This window comes from Bradyrhizobium sp. ISRA430 (assembly GCF_029909975.1).
Taxonomy (GTDB): domain Bacteria; phylum Pseudomonadota; class Alphaproteobacteria; order Rhizobiales; family Xanthobacteraceae; genus Bradyrhizobium.
Map to the genome: position 1 here is coordinate 1,637,344 of NZ_CP094516.1, position 19,523 is coordinate 1,656,866.

At 63.2% G+C, this 19,523-nt stretch carries 24 protein-coding genes; 6 read left to right on the forward strand and 18 right to left on the reverse strand.

The window, feature by feature from the left end:
• The 3 genes from MTX21_RS08405 to MTX21_RS08415 all read right to left on the reverse strand — a co-directional run bounded on the left by MTX21_RS08405 (nt 1) and on the right by MTX21_RS08415 (nt 3,092).
• Complete coding sequence (locus MTX21_RS08405) at nt 1-585, reverse strand: NnrU family protein (protein ID WP_280964334.1); 585 nt, start codon at nt 583-585, stop codon at nt 1-3.
• A gap of 105 nt (nt 586-690) precedes the next feature.
• Nucleotides 691-1,257 (reverse strand): hypothetical protein, encoded by a 567-nt coding sequence (locus tag MTX21_RS08410; RefSeq protein WP_280964335.1) that lies wholly within the window; start codon nt 1,255-1,257, stop codon nt 691-693.
• Between the two features lie 215 nt (nt 1,258-1,472).
• The gene (locus MTX21_RS08415) at nt 1,473-3,092 is read right to left on the reverse strand and encodes a peptide chain release factor 3 (RefSeq protein WP_280964336.1); all 1,620 of its coding nucleotides are present in this window, start codon (nt 3,090-3,092) and stop codon (nt 1,473-1,475) included.
• Nucleotides 3,093-3,249: 157 nt separating this feature from the next.
• On the opposite strand from MTX21_RS08415, the gene sugE reads away from it, so the two are divergent.
• Nucleotides 3,250-3,564, forward strand: coding sequence for a quaternary ammonium compound efflux SMR transporter SugE (gene sugE / locus MTX21_RS08420; protein ID WP_280964337.1), 315 nt, complete (start codon nt 3,250-3,252; stop codon nt 3,562-3,564).
• Here sugE and MTX21_RS08425 read toward each other — a convergent pair.
• The 7 genes from MTX21_RS08425 to MTX21_RS08455 all read right to left on the reverse strand — a co-directional run bounded on the left by MTX21_RS08425 (nt 3,557) and on the right by MTX21_RS08455 (nt 10,037).
• Complete coding sequence (locus MTX21_RS08425; RefSeq protein ID WP_280964338.1) at nt 3,557-4,561, reverse strand: inorganic phosphate transporter; 1,005 nt, start codon at nt 4,559-4,561, stop codon at nt 3,557-3,559. The two genes, sugE and MTX21_RS08425, sit on opposite strands and share 8 nt — an antisense overlap.
• Before the next feature lie 14 nt (nt 4,562-4,575).
• Entirely contained in the window at nt 4,576-5,220 is a 645-nt protein-coding gene (locus MTX21_RS08430) for a DUF47 domain-containing protein (RefSeq protein ID WP_280964339.1), read from the reverse strand.
• 155 nt (nt 5,221-5,375) lie between these two features.
• A complete protein-coding gene (locus MTX21_RS08435) occupies nt 5,376-6,344 on the reverse strand; it encodes a branched-chain amino acid ABC transporter permease (protein ID WP_280964340.1) in 969 nt (322 codons plus the stop codon).
• 1 nt (nt 6,345) lies between these two features.
• Entirely contained in the window at nt 6,346-7,209 is an 864-nt protein-coding gene (locus MTX21_RS08440; protein WP_279370353.1) for a branched-chain amino acid ABC transporter permease, read from the reverse strand.
• A 72-nt stretch (nt 7,210-7,281) separates the two neighbouring features.
• Complete coding sequence (locus MTX21_RS08445) at nt 7,282-8,505, reverse strand: ABC transporter substrate-binding protein (RefSeq protein ID WP_280964341.1); 1,224 nt, start codon at nt 8,503-8,505, stop codon at nt 7,282-7,284.
• 37 nt (nt 8,506-8,542) lie between these two features.
• Nucleotides 8,543-9,289: an ABC transporter ATP-binding protein gene (locus MTX21_RS08450; RefSeq protein WP_280964342.1), complete on the reverse strand. Its 747-nt coding sequence runs from the start codon at nt 9,287-9,289 to the stop codon at nt 8,543-8,545.
• Nucleotides 9,282-10,037, reverse strand: coding sequence for an ABC transporter ATP-binding protein (locus tag MTX21_RS08455; RefSeq protein WP_280964343.1), 756 nt, complete (start codon nt 10,035-10,037; stop codon nt 9,282-9,284). The genes MTX21_RS08450 and MTX21_RS08455 overlap by 8 nt, the downstream gene beginning before the upstream one ends.
• 317 nt (nt 10,038-10,354) lie before the next feature.
• On the opposite strand from MTX21_RS08455, the gene MTX21_RS08460 reads away from it, so the two are divergent.
• Together MTX21_RS08460 and MTX21_RS08465 are read left to right on the forward strand one after the other, a co-directional pair.
• A complete protein-coding gene (locus MTX21_RS08460) occupies nt 10,355-10,582 on the forward strand; it encodes a hypothetical protein (RefSeq protein WP_280964344.1) in 228 nt (75 codons plus the stop codon).
• Nucleotides 10,583-10,591: 9 nt separating this feature from the next.
• Entirely contained in the window at nt 10,592-11,035 is a 444-nt protein-coding gene (locus tag MTX21_RS08465) for a hypothetical protein (protein ID WP_280964345.1), read from the forward strand.
• 3 nt (nt 11,036-11,038) lie between these two features.
• Here the strand turns inward: MTX21_RS08465 and MTX21_RS08470 are convergent, their stop codons facing one another.
• A complete protein-coding gene (locus MTX21_RS08470; RefSeq protein ID WP_280964346.1) occupies nt 11,039-11,398 on the reverse strand; it encodes an ArsC family reductase in 360 nt (119 codons plus the stop codon).
• Between the two features lie 112 nt (nt 11,399-11,510).
• On the opposite strand from MTX21_RS08470, the gene MTX21_RS08475 reads away from it, so the two are divergent.
• From MTX21_RS08475 to MTX21_RS08485, 3 genes are all read left to right on the forward strand, one after another.
• On the forward strand, nt 11,511-11,882 hold the full coding sequence (locus MTX21_RS08475; RefSeq protein WP_280964347.1) for a tRNA-binding protein: 372 nt from the start codon (nt 11,511-11,513) through the stop codon (nt 11,880-11,882).
• Between the two features lie 208 nt (nt 11,883-12,090).
• Nucleotides 12,091-12,723, forward strand: coding sequence for a TetR/AcrR family transcriptional regulator (locus MTX21_RS08480; RefSeq protein WP_280964348.1), 633 nt, complete (start codon nt 12,091-12,093; stop codon nt 12,721-12,723).
• Between the two features lie 17 nt (nt 12,724-12,740).
• Nucleotides 12,741-13,523 carry a sulfite exporter TauE/SafE family protein gene (locus MTX21_RS08485; RefSeq protein WP_280964349.1) on the forward strand — a complete coding sequence of 261 codons (783 nt, stop codon included), beginning with the start codon at nt 12,741-12,743 and terminating at the stop codon, nt 13,521-13,523.
• 2 nt (nt 13,524-13,525) lie between these two features.
• Here MTX21_RS08485 and MTX21_RS08490 read toward each other — a convergent pair whose 3' ends face one another.
• The 7 genes from MTX21_RS08490 to MTX21_RS08520 form a co-directional block, all read right to left on the reverse strand.
• Nucleotides 13,526-14,230 (reverse strand): glutathione S-transferase N-terminal domain-containing protein, encoded by a 705-nt coding sequence (locus MTX21_RS08490; RefSeq protein ID WP_280964350.1) that lies wholly within the window; start codon nt 14,228-14,230, stop codon nt 13,526-13,528.
• Nucleotides 14,231-14,332: 102 nt separating this feature from the next.
• Entirely contained in the window at nt 14,333-14,632 is a 300-nt protein-coding gene (locus MTX21_RS08495; protein WP_280964351.1) for a hypothetical protein, read from the reverse strand.
• Complete coding sequence (locus MTX21_RS08500; protein WP_280964353.1) at nt 14,604-15,269, reverse strand: DUF429 domain-containing protein; 666 nt, start codon at nt 15,267-15,269, stop codon at nt 14,604-14,606. The genes MTX21_RS08495 and MTX21_RS08500 overlap by 29 nt, the downstream gene beginning before the upstream one ends.
• Before the next feature lie 14 nt (nt 15,270-15,283).
• Complete coding sequence (locus MTX21_RS08505) at nt 15,284-16,468, reverse strand: serine hydrolase domain-containing protein (protein ID WP_280964354.1); 1,185 nt, start codon at nt 16,466-16,468, stop codon at nt 15,284-15,286.
• An 89-nt stretch (nt 16,469-16,557) separates the two neighbouring features.
• A complete protein-coding gene (locus MTX21_RS08510; RefSeq protein ID WP_280964355.1) occupies nt 16,558-17,250 on the reverse strand; it encodes a GNAT family N-acetyltransferase in 693 nt (230 codons plus the stop codon).
• 6 nt (nt 17,251-17,256) lie between these two features.
• On the reverse strand, nt 17,257-17,604 hold the full coding sequence (locus tag MTX21_RS08515) for a Lin0512 family protein (RefSeq protein WP_280964356.1): 348 nt from the start codon (nt 17,602-17,604) through the stop codon (nt 17,257-17,259).
• A gap of 24 nt (nt 17,605-17,628) precedes the next feature.
• Entirely contained in the window at nt 17,629-19,455 is a 1,827-nt protein-coding gene (locus MTX21_RS08520; RefSeq protein ID WP_280964357.1) for a chloride channel protein, read from the reverse strand.
• Nucleotides 19,456-19,523 lie beyond the last annotated feature (68 nt).

Genomic DNA, 19,523 nt, shown 5'->3' on the forward strand with positions numbered 1-19,523 from the left:
TCAGGATCCCATGACAGGCACGCCGATCACGACGGGATGGAACGCGAAGGCGAGCGCGAGGTAGGCGACGACCCCAACCGCGACCGCGATCAGGTCGTTGGTGGCGCCGCCGATCGGAATCGGCGGGGCGCCGCTATCGGTGCGGTGTTTCAGCGAGATGCGGTCATAGACCGCCCAGCCCAGGAACGAACCGAACAGAATGATGGAGCCGAGATCGCCGTTCGCCAACAGATGCGCCGCGGCCCACAGTTTGATGCCGGCCAGCATCGGATGCTTCAACGTCGCATAGATGCGGCCACGAATGTAGGATGCAACCACCAGAATGACCGCGGGCAGCATCAGCGCAACGGTGATGTGCTTCAGCGCCTTCGGAGGATACCACACGTCGATCCAGCCGGTCGCTCGATAATGGCCAAAGCCCCAGACGATCAGCGCAAGACCCGCCAGCGACACCAGCGCATAGAGGATCTTGTAGGTCCCCTCACCCAGCTTCGCGATCGCCTGTGCCCGCGCCTTGCGTTTCGTGGTGAATACATGGGCCGCGAAAAACAGCACGAGCCCCAGGATCATGACGAGCAGACCCACGACATCCTCCCCTTAACAAGCGCCCCCGCCTCTGACGTATCATCGATCGGCCGAAGGCCGCAACGGGGCTCCTCAGGTGGCCGGAGCATCGCGCTATTTGCGAGGCTACCGATTATCGACGTATCTGATCGCGATCGGCCGCCCGGCAAGCGCACCGCCAAGACCGCTCGTGAACCTCAGCGGCAGACAGGCGTTCAGCGACGCGTTGATCGCGCTGAGATAGCTCGTCCGGGTGTCGGCCGGGACGCCTGCAGTCGCAAAAGTCAGGCGCGGCGGTCCGATCAGGCCGCCCGCCTTATTGAAGCTGAAGCGCACCGACATCTGCATGCCCGTGCGCACATTGTTGGTCGGCGGTGACCAGCAGGAGCGCAGCTCGGCGAAGAGGTCGCCGATCGTATCGAGGTCGTGATCCGGCTTCTGATACTTGGCGCGATCGGCCTCGGACGGAACGCTCTCGACCGTGAGCTGGAGATTTTGGCCGTAGGGATAGTAGATTTCGGGAATGCAGGGTCCGCGCTCGAGCACGCTGCAATAGGACGGCGTACAGGGGCGATTGTCGAGCACGCTGCACGGCTCGTGCGAGAACGGAATTGGGTTGATCTGGCGACGCCGCGCGTCGGCAGCGCTAACGGCCAAGAGGGTCAGCAACAGAACAAGGATACCGCGCCACATGATGTGAGCTCGCAACGCCACCTGTGCGAAACGTGGCATCGGCCCTGAACACGTCAAGCCCACGGGCGTTCACATGCTCGCGCTCAGCTTCTTGTCGTCGCCCGGCTTGAACCGGGCGACCCAGTATTCCAGAGACGGCGAACGATACGGAGAAGCCGCGGCGTACTGGATGCCCCGGTCAAGCCGGGGCATGACAGCGGAGGTTGAGGCTGCCCCTACCCCTTCTTTTTCACGTCCTTGACGTTGGCGAACGCGATGCCTTCGGCGCGCTCTTTGGTATAGCCGAGATAGAATTCGTTCCTGGCGAGGTACACGGGATCGCCATCGACATCATCGGCGATGCTCGACGTATTGGCGGCGATGAAGGTATCGAGCGTCTTGCGGTCGTCCGAGGAGATCCAGCGCGCAAGCTGGAACTCGCTCACCTCGAATTCGACCGGCAGTGCGTATTCGGCCTCCAGTCGCGCCTTCAGCACGTCGAGCTGTAGCGGGCCGACCACGCCGACAAGCGCCGGCGCACCATCGCGCGGGCGGAACACCTGCACCACGCCCTCTTCCGACATCTGCTGCAGCGCTTCCTTGAGCTTCTTCGCCTTCATCGCATCGGTCAGCCGGACGCGACGGACGATTTCCGGTGCAAAGCTCGGCACGCCGACGAACGTGAAATCCTCGCCCTCGGTCAGCGTGTCGCCGATGCGCAAGGTGCCGTGATTGGGGATGCCGACGACGTCGCCGGCGAAGGCTTCGTCCGCGACCGAGCGGTCCTGCGCGAAGAAGAACTGCGGGCTCGACAGCGGCATGCTCTTGCCGGTGCGCACCAGCTTGGCCTTCATGCCGCGGCTGAGCTTGCCCGAGCACAACCGCGCAAAGGCGATGCGGTCGCGATGGTTCGGGTCCATGTTCGCCTGGATCTTGAACACGAAAGCGCTCATGCGCGGCTCGGCCGCCTCGATCTTGCGCTGGTCGCTCTCCTGTGCCCGGGGCTCGGGCGCGAACTTGCCGAGGCCTTCAAGCAGGTCGCCGACGCCGAAATTGCGCAGCGCGCTGCCGAAATAGACCGGCGTCAGGTGACCTTCGCGGAAGGCCTCGAGCTCGAACGGCTTGCAGGCCTCGGTGACGAGCTCGAGCTCGTCCTTGACCGCCCCGACATCGAGGTTCGCATTGAGCTTCGCCAGCTCCTCGATCTCGATCTGCTGCGCCGCGCCGGTCTTGGCGCCGCCGCCTTCGAGCAGGCGCACGCCGCCGTTGACGATGTCATAGGTGCCGAGGAAGTCGCGACCGCGGCCGACCGGCCAGGTCATCGGCGTGGTGTCGAGCGCGAGCGTCTTCTCGATCTCGTCAAGGAGCTCGAAGACGTCGCGGCTTTCGCGGTCCATCTTGTTGATGAAGGTAATGATCGGTATGTCGCGCAGGCGGCAGACCTCGAACAGCTTTCGCGTGCGCGCCTCGATGCCCTTCGCAGCGTCGATCACCATCACGGCGGAGTCGACTGCCGTCAGCGTGCGATAAGTGTCTTCCGAAAAGTCCTCGTGGCCCGGCGTGTCCAGGAGGTTGAACACGAGCCCCTCGAACTCGAAGGTCATCACCGATGTCACGACCGAGATGCCGCGCTCGCGCTCGATCTTCATCCAGTCCGAACGCGTGTTGCGGCGCTCGCCCTTGGCCTTGACCTGGCCGGCGAGATTGATGGCGCCACCGAAGAGCAGGAGCTTTTCGGTCAGCGTGGTCTTGCCCGCGTCCGGGTGGGAGATGATCGCAAAGGTGCGCCGCCGCGCCACTTCAGCGGCAAGCGGGGAACGGGCCGGCGATTCGGCTGTAATGGCGATGTCGGACATGGCGGGAGCGTTTGGCAGGGAAAATGGGCCTGATCAAGCTTCATTTGGTGATTGCGGAGCCCTCTCGCCAGCCCCATATCGGCCTTGGGAAGGACGACCTTCCCCTCTTCAGCAACGTCAGCCGCGGGGACGACCCTGCCTTGAATGGAGGGTCGTGATGGCCTGGACCATATTGTTCGTCGCGGGTTTGCTGGAGGTCGCCTGGGCGATCGGACTGAAATACACCGAGGGTTTCACCAAGCTCGTTCCGTCGGTCCTCACGCTCGCCGCGATGGCGGGAAGCATCATCTTGCTCGGGCTCGCGCTCAAATCGCTTCCGATTGGAACCGCCTATGCGGTCTGGACCGGCATCGGCGCGGTCGGCACCGCGGCGCTGGGGATCATCCTGTTCGGCGAACCGGCCGCCGCATTTCGCCTCGCCAGCATCGGGCTGATCGTCGCCGGCATCGTGGGGCTGAAGCTCGTTACTTGAAGATCTGGACCGCCCACCAGCTCAGCGCCGCCACGATCGCTGACGCTGGGATCGTGATCACCCAGGCGTAGACGATCGAGCTTGCGACGTTCCAGCGCACCGCCGAGACACGGCGCGCGGCGCCGACGCCGACGATCGCGCCGGTGATGGTGTGGGTGGTCGAAACGGGAACGCCGAGGAACGTCGCCATGAACAACGTCGCGGCACCGCCGGTCTCGGCGCAAAAACCCTGCATCGGCGTCAGCTTCGTGATGCGCAGGCCCATGGTGCGGACGATGCGCCAGCCGCCCATCAGCGTGCCCAGCGCCATCGCCGCCTGACACGACAGCACCACCCAGAACGGCACGGAGAATTCGCTGCCCAGATGCCCCTGCGAATAGAGCAGCACGGCGATGATGCCCATGGTCTTCTGGGCATCATTGCCGCCATGGCCGAGCGAATAGAGCGAGGCCGAGGCGAATTGCAGGATGCGGAAGGCGCGGTCGACCGCGAACGGCGTCGAGCGCACCGAGGCCCACGACACGATCGCAACCAGCATCATCGCGAGCAGGAAGCCGACCAAGGGCGACAGCACGATTGCCAGCACGGTCTTGGACAATCCGCTCCACACCGCCGCCGAGATTCCTGCCTTGGCCATGCCGCCGCCGACGAGACCGCCGATTAGCGCATGCGACGACGAGGACGGGATTCCGAGCGCCCAGGTGACGAGGTTCCAGACGATGGCGCCGACGAGGGCGGCGAAGATCACCTGGGCATCGACGATCGAGGGTTCGATGATGCCGGTGCCAATCGTCTGAGCCACGTGTAGGCCGAACACCATGAAAGCCACGAAATTGAAGAAGGCGGCCCAGAACACGGCGAATTGCGGCCGCAACACGCGGGTCGAGACGATGGTCGCGATCGAATTGGCGGCGTCGTGCAGACCGTTCAGAAAGTCGAACAGCAGCGCGACGGCGATCAGTGCGACCAGGACGGGAAGACCCAACGCGACATCCACGGCGCGGCCCTGCCCTAGACCTGCTCGATGACGATACTGTTGATCTCGTTCGCCACGTCATCGAAGCGGTCGGCGACCTTTTCGAGGTGGTCGTAGATCTCCGCGCCGACGATGAAGTCCATCGCGTTGCCGTCCCGGTGCTTGAGGAACAATTCCTTCAGCCCGATGTCGTGGAGATCGTCGACCCGACCCTCCAGCTTGGTCAGCTCTTCGGTGATGGCGGTCAGCATGGCGACGTTCGGGCCGATCGACTGCAGCAGCGGCAGCGCGCGGCCGACCAGATTGGCGCATTCGATCAGAAGCGCACCGATCTCGCGCATAGGCGGCTCGAAAGCGCGGACCTCGAACAGCATCACGGCCTTGGCCGTCTGCTGCATCTGGTCGATGGCGTCGTCCATGGACGTGATGAGGTTCTTGATGTCACCGCGGTCGAACGGCGTGATGAAGGTGCGGCGCACCGCCGTCAGCACCTCACGGGTGACGTTGTCGGCATCGTTCTCAAACTGACTGACGCGCTGGCAATAGACCGGGGTCTCCTCGCCGCCGTTCAGCATCCCCTGAAGCGCGACGGCGCCCTGGATCACGGTCTGGGCATGACGGTCAAACAGGTCGAAGAACCGTTCTTCCTTGGGGAGGAAATTGCGAAACCATCGCATCATGGGAATTGCTGCCGCTTGGAAAATGGCCGGCCCGAATGGGCCGTCATGAAACTGTCATAGACCATTTTCGATCCGCGCGCGTGCCATCGCACGCCCGCGGAGGGGCATCATCCACCGCTTTCGCAAGACCTACAAATCGCAGTTGTATCAATAACTTAGAGCGATCTGCGGAGATAATGGGCGATTTCACCGATGGCGCCGCGACGGAAGGTGAGCACGCAGATTACGAAGATCGCGCCCTGGATCACCGTCACCCACTGGCCAAAGCTCGCCAGATATTGCTGCATGGCGATGATCACGAAGGCGCCGACCACCGGGCCAAAGATCGTTCCGAGGCCGCCGACCAGCGTCATCAGCACGACTTCGCCGGACATCGACCAGTGCACGTCGGTGAGCGAGGCATTCTGCGCCACGAACACTTTCAGCGATCCGGCAAAGCCGGCCAGCGTACCCGACAGCACGAAGGCCAGGAATTTGTACTGGTCGGTGCGATAGCCCAGCGAAATCGCGCGTTGCTCGTTCTCGCGGATCGACTTCAGCACCTCGCCGAATGGCGAATTGATGATGCGAAATATCAGCAGGAAGCCGGCGAGGAAGCCAATCAGCACGACATAGTAGAGCACGGTCGGCTTGGACAGATCGAAGAGGCCGAACATGTGGCCTTGCGGAATGCCCTGAATACCGTCCTCACCATGGGTAAACGGTGCCTGGAGGTAGATGAAGTACAGGAGCTGCGACAGCGCCAGCGTGATCATCGAGAAATAGATGCCCTGGCGGCGGATCGAGACGTAGCCAGTCACGATCGAAAGCAGGAAGGCCGCGGCGACGCCGACGAGGATACCGAGCTCTGGCGGCAGCCCCCACACCTTCAGTGCATGCGCGCTGCAATAGCCGGCGGTACCGAGGAACATCGCGTGGCCGAACGACAAGAGGCCACCATAGCCGATCAGCAGGTTGAAGGCACAGGCGAGCAGCGCAAAGCACAGCGCCTGCATCACGAAGAACGGATAGATACCGCTGAACGGCACGGCGGCCAGCAGCAGCGCCATCACCACGAACACGATCATCTCGTCGCGCATCGCGTGCGGGGTCGTCGGCAGCGTATCGTCTGTCAAGGCTGTCATATCAGGCCGCCCTTCCCGTCAGTCCCGTCGGCTTCACCAGCAGCACCAGCACCATCAGCACGAAGACGACGGTGTTGGAGGCCTCGGGGTAAAAATACTTGGTCAGGCCCTCGATCACGCCGAGCGCAAAACCGGTGATGATCGATCCCATGATCGATCCCATGCCGCCGATCACGACCACCGCGAACACGACGATGATGAGGTCGGCGCCCATCAGCGGCCGCACCTGGTTGATCGGCGCGGACAAGACGCCGGCCAGCGCAGCAAGGCCGACGCCCAGGCCATAAGTGAGCGTGATCATACGCGGCACGTTGATGCCGAAGGCGCGCACCAGCGTCGGATTCTCGGTTGCGGCACGCAGGTAAGCGCCAAGCCGCGTCTTCTCGATCAGGAACCAGGTGGCCAGGCACACGACCAGAGAGAAGATAACGACCCAGCCGCGATAGACGGGCAGGAACATGAAGCCGAGATTCATGCCGCCCTTGAGCTGGTCCGGAATCGCGTAGGGCAGACCAGACGAACCAAAGTAGTTCTGGAACACGCCCTGCACGATTAGCGCGATGCCGAAGGTCAGAAGCAATCCGTAGAGATGGTCGAGACCCGTCAGCCATTGCAGCATGGTCCGTTCCAGGATCATGCCGAAGATGCCGACGATGATCGGCGCGATGAGCAGCGCCCACCAATAGTTGATGCCACCAAGGTCCAACAGGAAATAGGCGACGAACGCGCCCATCATATAGAGCGCGCCATGAGCGAAATTGATGATGTTGAGCATGCCGAAGATCACGGCAAGCCCGAGACTGAGCAGCGCGTAGAACGAGCCGTTGATCAGTCCCACCAGTAGCTGTGCATAGAGAGCCTGCATCGATCCCGCACCCAGTCCCTTCGGCGTTCCCTGGAGTTGCCCGCAGGCCGATAAGGCCTGCGGGCTGTTAGCTTACTTCTTCAACAGCGCGCACTTGCTTTCCGACAGCGGCGTGAAGGCCTGGTCGCCCGGCACAGTGCCGACCAGCTTGTAGAAGTCCCACGGCCCCTTGGACTCGGAGGGCTTCTTCACCTCGAACAGGTAGGCATTGTGGATGGTGCGGCCGTTGGGCTGTATCTCGCCCTTGCCGAACAGCTCGTCTTGCGTCGGCATCGACTTCATCTTCTCGACAACCTTCGCCCCGTCATGCGGGTTGCCGCCAAGCGATTCCAGCGCCTTGAAATAGTGACGCAGGCCCGCATAGACGCCGGCCTGCACCATGGTCGGCGGCGCATTATTCTTCATCCGCTCGGCGAAACGCTTCGAGAACGCCCGGGTCTGGTCGTTCATGTCCCAATAGAAGGTCTCGGTGAAGTTCAGCCCCTGTGCAGTCTCGAGACCGATCGCTTTGACGTCGGTGAGGAACAGGAGCAGCGCCGCAAGCTTCTGGCCGCCCTTGACGATACCGAACTCCGCCGCCTGCTTGATCGAGTTGGTGGTGTCGCCGCCTGCGTTGGCAAGGCCGATGATCTTGGCCTTGGAGGCCTGCGCCTGGAGCAGGAACGAGGAGAAGTCCGGCGTGTTGAGCGGATGCTTGACGCCGCCGACCACCTTGCCGCCATTGGCGGTAATGACCGCCGTGGTGTCGCGCTCCAGCGCCGCACCGAAGGCGTAGTCTGCCGTCAGGAAGAACCAGGTGTCGCCGCCGGCCTTCACCAGCGCCTGGCCTGTGGTGTGGGCGAGCATGTAGGTGTCGTAGGTCCAGTGCACGGTATTGGGCGAGCACTGCGCATTGGTGAGATCCGAGGTCGCCGCGCCGGAATTGATGTAGACGCCGTTTTTCTCCTTCACGACGTTGTTGACGGCGAGCGCCACGCCGGAGTTCGGGACGTCGACGATGACGTCGACCTTGTCGACGTCGAACCACTGCCGTGCGATTGCGGTGCCGATGTCGGGCTTGTTCTGATGATCGCCCGAGACGATGTCGATCTTCCAGCCCTTCGCCGTGAGACCGGAGTCTTCCGCAGCCATTTGCGCGGCCAGGGTCGAGCCGGGTCCGCCGAGATCAGCATAGAGGCCGGACTGATCGGACAGCGCGCCGATCTTGACGGTCTTGTCCTGCGCGGAAGCGACGCCTGCTGCAGCGAACGTCAGAGCTGTGGTCAACAGAAACGACGCAATCGACCTGGTCTTCATGCAACTTTCCTTTTTTGAAGTTTCTCGTTTGGCAGTTCTAGACGCCGAGATAGGTGTGGAGCTTGTCCATGTTGGCGGCAAGCTCCGCATTGGAAAATCCGTCGATGATCTTGCCGTGTTCGACCACGTAGTAGCGATCCGCAACGGTGGATGCGAAGCGGAAGTTCTGCTCGACGAGGAGGATCGTAAAGCCCTCCTTCTTGAGCCGTGCAATGGTATGCCCGATCTGCTGGATGATGACCGGGGCCAATCCTTCCGTAGGCTCGTCCAGCATCAGGAAGCTTGCGCCGGTGCGCAGGATGCGCGCGATCGCGAGCATCTGCTGCTCGCCGCCGGACAGCTTGGTGCCCTGGCTGGCGAGGCGTTCCTTCAGGTTCGGAAACAGGTCGAAGATCTGATCGAGCGGCAGCCCCCCTGACCGCACCACCGGCGGCAGCAGCAGATTTTCGCGCACGTCGAGGCTGGAGAAGATGCCGCGCTCCTCCGGACAGAAGGCAATGCCCATGCGCGCGATCTTGTCCGAGGTCGCGCGGATGATCTCCTGATTGTTGAATCTGATCGAGCCGGCGCGTTTGCCGATGATGCCCATGATCGACTTCAGCGTGGTCGTCTTGCCGGCGCCGTTGCGCCCGAGCAGGGTGACGACCTCGCCCGCGTTCACGTCGAAGTTGATCCCGTGCAGGATGTGGGACTCGCCGTACCAGGCTTCCAGGTTGCGAACCTGGAGGATGTTGCCGCCCGCCGCAGACCTGGCCGGAGCTTCCGCAATCGCAGTCTCAGGCATGACCGGCTCCCAGATAGGCTTCCTTGACGCGCTCGTCCTTGGTGAGATCGGCGTAATTGCCCTGCGCAAGAACCTGTCCGCGCGTCAGCACGGTGATGATGTCGGAGAGGTTGGCCACGACGCTCAAATTATGCTCGACCATCAGGATGGTGTACTTCGCCGAGATGCGCTTGATCAGCGCCGCAATCTTGTCGATGTCCTCGTGGCCCATGCCGGCCATCGGCTCGTCGAGCAGCATCATCTCCGGGTCGAGCGCCAGCGTGGTTGCGATCTCCAATGCGCGCTTGCGCCCATAGGGCATCTCGACCGCGGGCGTATTGGCAAACTCGCTGAGGCCGACATCGTTCAACAGCTCGAGCCCGCGATTGTTGAAGCGGTTGAGCGCGGACTTCGAGCGCCAGAAATCAAACGAGCTGCCGTGCTGGCGCTGAAGCGCGACACGGACGTTTTCGAGCGCGGTGAGATGCGGAAATACCGCCGAAATCTGGAACGAACGCACCAGTCCCATGCGGGCCACGTCGGCCGGCGCCATCGCGGTGATATCCTGTCCCTTGTACAGGATTTTCCCGGCGGACGGCTTCAGGAACTTGGTCAACAGATTGAAGCACGTCGTCTTCCCGGCCCCGTTCGGACCGATCAACGCGTGAATGCTCCCACGGCGGACCTTGAGCGCAACGTCGCGGACGGCAAAGAAGCCCGCGAACTCCTTGGTCAAGCCTTCCGTCTCGAGAATGAACTCATCGGCCAAATAGATTTCCCCCTGCCCGCACGACGCGTAGGTCGCGCGTGGCTGTCCTTGTTACTTCGGCTTTCCGGAGGCATTGGACCCATCCCGGAACGCCGCCTCCGGGCGCGGAATATGCCGGAGGTGACGGGGGTTAGGCAAGGCGGAAAGCTGAGCAGATCAAGGCTCCGCCTGGGATACACATGCTCCCTTAGTCGGAGAGATTTGATGTCGCGCCTGCCCGGCTTCCCGGTTCGCAAAGCACCGGTCATCAAGCTGTCGTTAACGGTCTTTCGTGCGGCGCGCCAGCCTTCATAGAAAATTTTCCCGCAGCAACGATCATGCGCGAGCTTCTGTTCGCCGGGAATATTGCTTTGGATTTCGCAAGCGCCGCTCCCTCCATCGTCAAGTCGATCAAGCAGCGTGATCTCCTGAACTCGTGGCTGCGACTTTATGCGCGCGCGCAGGTCGCGCCGGCGATCTGGGAGTATCAGCCCGCGCGGCTCGAGGAAGAGCTGTCTGATCTCATCTACTACACGGTGGATACGTCGGCGCCGACGCGCGTCTGACGATCCAGAGTGACGGCTCGCGCATCTCGCGCGCCCTATGGACATACCGGCAAGGGCGTTTTTCTGGACGATTATGTCGGGCCGCGGCTCGCGCCCTTCGTGATGCCGATCTACCACGAATGCGTGGCGCGCGGCCTTCCGGTCTACAGCGTTGCCGATGTCGACGACATCTACGGACGTGTCGTCGCCTATGAACGGCTGCTGCTGCCGTTCCTGACTGATGATAAAATCAGCCACGTCATCGCATCGCTAAAGACGTTCTGCGAGGACGGCGGATTCGAGATCAAGAACCTGATGCGCGGAAATGACGCGCTGCCTCGCCCGAAGTTGCGCGCCGTGATCGACCGCGATCTCTTCCACCGCGCACCCGGCCGCATCGCCGCTGCGGATGTCGTCGAATTCGCCGACCAGTCCAGCTCCGGCGTCGCCACCGAGATCATCGAACTGAACTAGCCTCTAGCGCAATTTGGCGCCGACTTCCTTCGCGTAAATGTCGGGCTTGAAGCCAACCAGGAGCTTGCGGCCGATCTCGAGGACGGGCCGCTTGATCATCGATGGTTGCGCTAGCATCAATGCCAGCGCCTTCTTCTCGTTCAGACCCTCTTTGTCGGCATCGGGCAGCTTCTTGAAGGTCGTGCCGGCACGATTGAGCAGCGCTTCCCAACCAACCTCGTCGCTCCACTGCTTGAGCCTGTCCTGCTCCACACCCGCAGTCTTGTAGTCGTGGAACTCATAGGCAACGCCATGAGTCTCGAGCCAGGCGCGCGCCTTCTTCATGGTGTCGCAGTTCTTGATGCCGTAGATGATGTTGGGCAAGACTCGATCCTCGCGCATGCGTGGTGTGATGCTGTAGTCGTGGCGTTGTACGAAACTCCGGTTCCCGCCACAATATTTTGAGCGAAGCTGTGAATTCTCGAACGGACATACCATGCACGTCACCCACGATCCCGCCGCGGCCGCATCGCCGACCATCGACTTCAACACCTTCCTCGCGGTCGACATCCGCGTCGGCACCATCATCGATGCCAAGCCGTTCCCGGAGGCGCACAAGCCGGCCTGGCGGCTGTGGATCGACTTCGGTCCCGCAATCGGCGTGCGCAAAAGCTCGGCACAGATCACAGAAAATCATCCGCTGGAGACGCTGGTGGGGCAACAGGTCGCGGCAGTCGTCAATTTCCCGCCGCGCCAGATCGGACCGGTCGTGTCCGACGTGCTCACGCTCGGCTTCCCGGATGCCGAGGGCAAGGTCGTGCTGATGCAGCCGAGCAAGCCCGTGCCCAACGGCGGCCGGCTGTTCTAGCGCTGCGGCTCCGGGCACCGGGGGCACCGTTGGGCGCCCGATAATTCCCTCCGCTTGCACCGCGCCGACCACGCGGACGCCTTGACGAACCACATCTTTGCCCCTAAATCTGACTGATCGATCGTTTTTTATTTAACTGTGCCACCCATCATTCCTGGCTTCGCCGAGATTAAACCGATCAGTTGGTCACTTATCCCTGGAGCGACCCGTGCCGAAAATCAGCGAGAAAAAACGTGAAGGCCGCCGCCAGCAGATTCTCGACGCTGCACTCGCCTGCTTCTCCGAAAACGGCTTTCACCAGACCGGCATGGCCGACATCGTGAAGCGATCGGGACTGAGCCACGGTGCCGTCTATCTCTACTTCCAGAGCAAGGACGATCTGATCGAGGCACTGGCGGACGACCGCCATCGCCGCGAGGCCGTGCTCAATTCGGTGGCGCAGGCCTCCGGTGATCCGCTCGAAGCGCTTCACGCGCTTGTCCGCGTCTACGGACATTGGCTCACCGATCCCGTGGGCGAAGCGCGGCGACGCGTCGGAATCCATGGCTGGGCGGAGGCGCTGCGCAACCGCCGGGTCCGCACCAGCGTCGTCGAAGGCATCGACATGCCGCGCGCGCTGATCGTGGCGCTGATCGAACGCGCCCAACACGACGGCCTCATCCAGCGCGACATCAGCGCGGAGGCAACCGCACGCGTGCTGATCGCGATCTTTCAGGGCTTTGTGCTGCAGAAGTGCTGGGGCGAGGAGATCAACGTCGGGGCCTGCATGACGGCTGTCGCTGGCATGATCGAAGGATTTCGCACGACCAAGCCGGACGTCAGGCGCCGGACCAAGGCATGAACGACAAGGCATGAGCGATGTCCTGGATCCATGAACTGCTCGCCGGCATCGGCGTCGGTCTTGCCGGAGGACTGACATCGGGCTTCATGGGCGTGAGCCCGGGTGGCGGCCTCGTGATCTTCTCCGTACTGCTGCTCGGCGCCGAGCAGCACGTGGCGCAAGGCACCTCGCTGATCGCGCAAGTACCGCCGACGGGCCTTGCCGGCGTCCGCAGCTATTGGCAGAGCGGCAATCGCAGCCCGCTGCGATGGATCATCTGGATCGGACTCGGATTTCTCGTCGGCGGCGTAAGCGGCGGCTATGCGGCGGTCGCGGTCTCCGACTCCCTCCTGCAATGGGCCTATGTCGTCTACCTCGCTGCGCTGATCGCAGCGCTGATCCTGCGCCGCGAGCGCGAGGATGGGACGGACGAGATTGGCAAGCCGCGCGAGTTGCCCTGGCTGCCACTGCTCCTCGTCGGCACGCTCGCCGGCTTCTCCTCGGGCTTCATGGGCATTGGCGGCGGACTTGCGATCACGGTCGGCCTCGCGGCGGGCCTGCGCGTTCCGCAGCATCAGGCCCAGCTCGTCAGCCTCATCTTCTCCGTGATCCCGACCACCATTCTGCCGGCTTCAATCTACTGGAGCAAAAGCCTGGTGGTCGGCTGGCCCGCCATCATCGGAATCCTTGCCGGCCTCTGGGTCGGCACGGATCTCGGTGCACGAATGGCCAATGGCATCAGCAAACCGGCGTTGCGGCGGATGATGATCGGCTTCGTCTCGCTGATGGCTCTCTACATGACTTACAAGGCGCTGAGCTGATCTTACGGCCGCTTGGGAATGTTGAGCCCGCGCTGCACGGCCGGACGCGCCAGCCCACGTTCGAGCCAGGCAGCGACCGACTTGAATTGGCCGAACGCGACGAGGTCGCCTGCCCCGTAGAAGCCGATGAGGTTGCGCACCCAGCCGAGCATGGAGATGTCGGCGATGCTGTAGTCGTCGTCCATGAACCATTGCCGGCCGGCGAGATGTGATTCCATCACGCCGAGCAGACGCTTGGACTCGCCCACGTAGCGCTCGAGCGGCCGCTTGTCCTCAAAATCCTTGCCGGCGAATTTGTGGAAGAAACCGACCTGGCCGAACATCGGCCCGATGCCGCCCATCTGGAAGTGCAGCCACTGGATGGCCTGATAGCGCCGCGCGGCATCCTGCGGCAGCAGCTTGCCGGTCTTCTCCGCGAGGTATTGCAGGATCGCACCGGACTCGAACAGCGGCAGCGGCCTGCCGCCGGGACCGTTGGGGTCGAGGATCGCCGGAATCTTGCCGTTCGGATTGAGCGAGACGAACTCCGCGGTCTTCTGATCGTCCTTGCCGAAGTCGACGAGATGGACCTCATAGGGTAGTCCGATCTCCTCCAGCATGATCGAGACCTTCACGCCATTGGGCGTCGGCAGGGAATAAAGCTGAAGCAACTCGGGATGTTTGGCCGGCCAGCGCTTGGTGATGGGAAAGGCGGACAGATCGGACATCGGGACCCCGGCTTCATTCGTGAGACATGGCCTAATCTAGGCGAGCCGTCGAATGGCGCAAGGTCGAGCGACCATCATACAACTTCAGTAATCGAAGCCCTTTCACAGTGGCCGCAACAAATGGCTCGTCGTGTAAACGATATCGCGCTGTGCGCGTTGCTCGATGAAGAGCTGCCCGGTGACGAGCAGTGTTGCGGTGAAGACGAGTGCGATCATCGCGGTCGCGAATTGACTGGCATGGTTCATCGCGAGGACTTCCGTCTGTTCAGTTCGCAACGTGAACGCGCGCAACCAGTCGCAGTTCCTGTCCATTTCGAAGAAAGTTGCCGTTTTTTCCCGGAATATCTCGCCGTGCCTGCCGACGCCGATGGGCTCAATAGTTGATCTCCATCCGAAGGCCACGCGGATCGATCTCGCCACCGTCGACACGCTCGGTGCTGTCGCGCGCCGCGACCGCACAGGCGCAGGCGTCGATGAGATCGTCGCAGCCGATGCCGGTGCCATGACGCTGCGTCAGCCATTTCGAGAGCTTTGTGAATCCTCGTTGCTTCAGGAGCGCCATGCGCTGCTTCCGGCCGCGCGCCGACGTCTTCCGCTCGAGCCGGATGCGGCCAGCGAGATTCCAGAAGATCAATTCCGGATGCGCCTCGCCGACGATCGCTTGTCGCGCGGGCGTCATGACATCGTCGACCTCCCTGATCTTGTCCCTGATATTCCAGAGCTGAGCCGACACGCCCCTGCCCTTGCCTTCGTGCTCCCAGTAGTGCCGATTGGCCGTAGCCATGTCGGGAAACGCCCAGAGGTTTCGCCGCGCACCGAGGAACACGCCTGCGCCGACCAACGCGCGGGCGCGCACGTCGCAGATGCGATAACCGTCAGGCTTCAAGCCGATCGGCATGTCGATCATCGCCCTCGCATGCGGCATCGCGAGCAACCGGGTCAGACCCGGCGAGTAATCGAAGCCGTGATCGCCGCCATCGTCGATCCAGGCCGCGACCCAGCCGAAACGAAATCCATCGAGGCCGAGATAGGTGGGCACGCAATTTCTTGAGATCAGCCTCCGACCGCCTGGTAGGCCAGACGCTTGAACTCGAAGAAGAAGGGATTCCAGAAGCCCATGTAGCGCTGGGTCATCAGGACGCCCGCGGTATTGGCCGTTGGACAGATCCACCAATGGGTCCCGGCAAGGCCACCCCACTGGAATTCGCCGGCCGAGTTTACGGGATCAAAGGGCGTCGGAGCGAAGGTGACGGCGCCGCCGAGGCCAAATCCCTTGCCGGGGATCGGTCCGAGATTGGCGAAGCGGATCGTCTGGCCTGCAGGGAGCTGGTTCGTCATCATCTGCCGCAGCGTCTCGGGCTTGAGGAGCGCGTCCGACCCCGGCAGCAGCGCGCGCACCAGCGCGAGCATGTCCGGCAAGGTCGAGACCAAGCCACCGCCACCCGACAGCCGCGGAAATAGCCGTCGATAGGCTTGCGGATAGGGCAGATTGTCGGCGCGCGTGAGGCCAGGCTTCATCGGGTCAAGCACGTCGGCGCCATTATAGAGACCGACCAGCCTGCCCTGTGCAGCCTCGGGCACGTGGAAGCCGGTGTCGGCCATGCCAAGCGGATCGAAAATGTTCGCCTTGAGGAAGGCATCGAGCGACTTGCCCGAAACGACCTCCACGACACGGCCGAGCACGTCGGTGGCGACCGAATATTCCCAGGCGGTGCCGGGATGATAGGACAACGGCAGATCGGCAAGCTTGTCGATCATGTCGGTGAGCGGTGTCAGCGGATCGAGAACGCGTGCCTCGTTGTAGCCCTTGAACAGCACCGTGCCGGGATCGAAGATGCCATAGCTCAGGCCGGAGGTGTGGGTCAGGAGTTGGCGGATCGTGACCGGCCCCCTCGCCGGCTCGACATCGGTGAGGCTCGCCGCGCCCTGCTTCAGCACCTTCCGATTGCCGAGCTGCGGCAGGAATTTTTCGACGACGTCGTCAAGCCCGACGCGGCCCTCCTCCACCAGCAGCATGATCGCGCAGGTGACGAAGATCTTGGTGTTTGAGAAGGCGCGGAAGATGTGGTCCGGACGGAGCCCGACGTTCGCCTCGCGGTCGGCCAAGCCGACACATTGCTGATCGACGACATCGCCCCCGCGCAGCACTGCCCAGGATGCGCCAGGGATGATCTCCTGATCGACATAGCGCTGCATCGCCGTCCGCACGGCGGAAAAATCGCTGACCCTCGCGTCCATCTGCTGCTCCCCAATGTGGCTGCGGACGATATAGCGCGAATTTGCCGGATATGAAGGCCCGCTGGCGACCGAACGACGATGTGCGACGTTCACGCCTGCTTCATCAGCGCAGTAACGTGCAAGCGGCGCCGAATCCGCATCCCCTGCCTCTGGTACAGCGCGATCGCTGATGCGTTGTTGGAGAAGACATGCAGGAACGGAACTTCGCCGCGCGCCTCGATCTGGCGCGCGATGGCCCCGAGCAGCGCCTGCGCGTAACCCCGTCCACGATGAGCAGGATGCACGCAGATCGCGGTCATCTCGGTGAAATTGCCCGGCTTCATCCGCTCCCCGGCCATCGCAACCAGTTCACCGCCAACACGGATGCCGAGAAACGTGCCGAGCTCATGCGTTCGCGCCGAGAACGGACCGGGCTTCGTCAGCGCGGTCAACGCCGTCATCGCGGGAACGTCGGCGGCGCCCAGCGTCACGATCTCGGCGCCCCGCAATGTGCTGTCGCCAGGCGCACCGATCATCTGCTCGCCGGTCTCCGCGAGCACGACCTTGAAGCCCGTGGGCGGTGTCACGACGTCCGGCGTAAACAGCACGGCCACTTGTGAAGGTGACATCAAGCCGCCGAGATCAGCAAAGCTTGCCGCCGACATGTCGACCATGTCGGCAAAGGGCGTCATCGCCACGGGGTAGCGCAACGCTTGAGGCCCGCCCTCCGCCAGATGCTTCTGGCGGGTCGTCAGCGCGCTCCAGATCGGACGATCCAGCAGCGTTTCGTCGCCGTCGGACACCTCGTCCTACTCCTTGTCGAAGCTGACGATGACGGCCGCGTTGGCGATGAGGATGGGGTCGTTGGCCTGCTCCGTGGCCGAGGGAATCTCCAGCCCGCCCTTGACCGCATTGACCGTCACCGTGCCGTAAGGAAGCTCCTTCGCGACCGCGTCCTTGTCGACGGCTTCGGGATTCGGCACCGCGATGGTGACCTCAACGAACATGTCGTTCGCGGTCTTCCCGATCATCCGGAAGAATCCAAGGCTCGAATGCCTGATCGCGTCCGAGACGGCGCGCTTGGCCGCCTTGGTCGCATTCCTGCCGTGGACGTCGACGCCCATGCCCATCTCGGTAACGCAGCGAACGCGGGTCATTTCCATTCCTGTGAATGCTGGAGTTCAGAGGGGCTGACCTTCCGCGATCCGCGCCTCCGGCACAAGCGTCTTTTCACGCAGGAAATATGCGTTGCGGTGTTCCTCCTGGGCAATCACGACCGCGCGAATACGCAACAGATCCTTGCGCGCGACCAGACCCACGACGCGATGGCTGGCGCGGTCGACCACCGGCAGGCGGCCGAGGTCGGAGGCAACCATGAGATCGGCCACCCGCCCCAGCACATCGTCGGGATGCGCCATCACCGCTGAAGTATCCGAGACGACGTCGTCGAGCGTCGCGGCCTGGTGATCGCCCTCGGTACGCCAGCGCAGCACGTCGGCACGGGTGACCATCCCGGTCAGCCGGCCATCGGCGGCGACGACGGGATAGGATTTGTGACGCCGCTCCTCCGAGGTGAAGAAGGCAACGGCCGCGTCGATGGGCAAGTCGACTGGAAGCGTGTCGACGCTCTTCACCATGACGTCGGCGGCGCGCAGCAGCTCGAACGGATCGATCGAATATTCGCGCGTGATGTGCTGGCCGCGGCGCGCGATCTTCTCGGTGAGGATCGAGCGCTTCAGCAGCAGGACGGTGACGGCGTGCGCGGCTCCTGTCGCCGCCAGCAGCGGCAGCAGCATGTCGATGTTGCCGGTCAGCTCGATTGCGAACATAACGCCGGTGAGCGGCGAGCGCATCGTGCCGCCCATCATCGCGGCCATGCCGACCAGTGCCCAGAACGAGGCACCACCGGGCAGCACCAACCCCTCCATCCAGCCCGCCGTGCCCCCGAGAATGAGCAGCGGCGCCAGCACGCCGCCCGACGTGCCCGAGGCCAGCGCGACGACCCATATGGCGGACTTGACCAGCAACAGCCGGATCGCCTCCTCGCGCACCATGTGGCCGGACAGCAGATCGGCGATGACGTCGTAACCGACGCCAAGCGCGCGCGGATCGACGAGACCTCCGAGGCCGACCACCAGCCCGCCCAGCATCGGCCACCACATCCAGTGCAGCGGCACATGATCGAACAGATCCTCGGCCGCATAGAGCAGCCGCGTCATCAATCCGGATTGCAGGCCGGCGACGACGCCGACGCCGATCGCAGCCGCCAGTCCCCACCAGGGCAGGTCCGGCCGCTCCGCGAACGGAAACAGCGGTCCCGTTCCGAACAGCAGCGGACGCCAGGCCGCGGAGACCACGGCGCCCGTCACCACGGGCAGAAAGCTGCGCGGCTTCCATTCGAACAGCAACAGCTCGACCGCGAGCAGCACTGCCGCGATCGGCGTTCCGAAAATCGCCGTCATGCCGGCGGCCGCGCCCGCGACCAGCAGCGTCTTGCGCTCGGCGGCGGTGAGATGGAAACATTGGGCGAAGATCGAGCCGATGGCACCACCGGTCATGATGATCGGCCCTTCGGCGCCGAACGGACCGCCGCTGCCGATCGACACTGCCGAGGACAGCGGCTTCAGGATCGCCACCTTCGGCTGCATCCGGCTGCCGCCGATCAGGATCGCCTCGATCGCCTCGGGAATGCCGTGCCCGCGGATCTTCTCCGAGCCGAAGCGCGCCATCAGCCCGATCACGAGTCCGCCGAGCGCCGGCGCCAGCACCATCCAGATTCCCGGATGGGCATTCGCCAGCGCGACGTTCTCGGTGCTGACATGGCCGAACCAGACCAGGTTCGTAACCAGCGCGATCAGCTTCAGCAGCACCCATGCTGCCCCGGCCCCGAGGCTCCCGACCAGTATGGCCATCCCGATCAGGATCAGCACACGGCGGTCGGCGGTGAAGTCTCCGGGCTTGCCGCGATGACGCGGAAGCCCGCCGGTTATGTCCAGGGTCTGGCGCATGTTTGCTCTTGTCGGGAGAATTCTCGCGCCTGCCAATATATCGTGACCCGATATATTTCAAGGAATGG

Excerpts from the sequence above, each read along its gene's own strand:
- MTX21_RS08445 (WP_280964341.1), bottom strand. The coding sequence starts at position 8,505 with ATGAAGACCAGGTCGATTGCGTCGTTTCTGTTGACCACAGCTCTGACG.
- MTX21_RS08430 (WP_280964339.1), bottom strand. The coding sequence starts at position 5,220 with ATGATGCGATGGTTTCGCAATTTCCTCCCCAAGGAAGAACGGTTCTTC.
- MTX21_RS08435 (WP_280964340.1), bottom strand. The coding sequence starts at position 6,344 with ATGACAGCCTTGACAGACGATACGCTGCCGACGACCCCGCACGCGATG.
- MTX21_RS08410 (WP_280964335.1), bottom strand. The coding sequence starts at position 1,257 with ATGTGGCGCGGTATCCTTGTTCTGTTGCTGACCCTCTTGGCCGTTAGC.
- MTX21_RS08490 (WP_280964350.1), bottom strand. The coding sequence starts at position 14,230 with ATGTCCGATCTGTCCGCCTTTCCCATCACCAAGCGCTGGCCGGCCAAA.
- MTX21_RS08450 (WP_280964342.1), bottom strand. The coding sequence starts at position 9,289 with ATGCCTGAGACTGCGATTGCGGAAGCTCCGGCCAGGTCTGCGGCGGGC.
- MTX21_RS08505 (WP_280964354.1), bottom strand. The coding sequence starts at position 16,468 with ATGGACGCGAGGGTCAGCGATTTTTCCGCCGTGCGGACGGCGATGCAG.
- sugE (WP_280964337.1), top strand. The coding sequence starts at position 3,250 with ATGGCCTGGACCATATTGTTCGTCGCGGGTTTGCTGGAGGTCGCCTGG.
- MTX21_RS08415 (WP_280964336.1), bottom strand. The coding sequence starts at position 3,092 with ATGTCCGACATCGCCATTACAGCCGAATCGCCGGCCCGTTCCCCGCTT.
- MTX21_RS08440 (WP_279370353.1), bottom strand. The coding sequence starts at position 7,209 with ATGCAGGCTCTCTATGCACAGCTACTGGTGGGACTGATCAACGGCTCG.
- MTX21_RS08460 (WP_280964344.1), top strand. The coding sequence starts at position 10,355 with ATGCGCGAGCTTCTGTTCGCCGGGAATATTGCTTTGGATTTCGCAAGC.
- MTX21_RS08475 (WP_280964347.1), top strand. The coding sequence starts at position 11,511 with ATGCACGTCACCCACGATCCCGCCGCGGCCGCATCGCCGACCATCGAC.
- MTX21_RS08515 (WP_280964356.1), bottom strand. The coding sequence starts at position 17,604 with ATGACCCGCGTTCGCTGCGTTACCGAGATGGGCATGGGCGTCGACGTC.
- MTX21_RS08485 (WP_280964349.1), top strand. The coding sequence starts at position 12,741 with ATGTCCTGGATCCATGAACTGCTCGCCGGCATCGGCGTCGGTCTTGCC.
- MTX21_RS08520 (WP_280964357.1), bottom strand. The coding sequence starts at position 19,455 with ATGCGCCAGACCCTGGACATAACCGGCGGGCTTCCGCGTCATCGCGGC.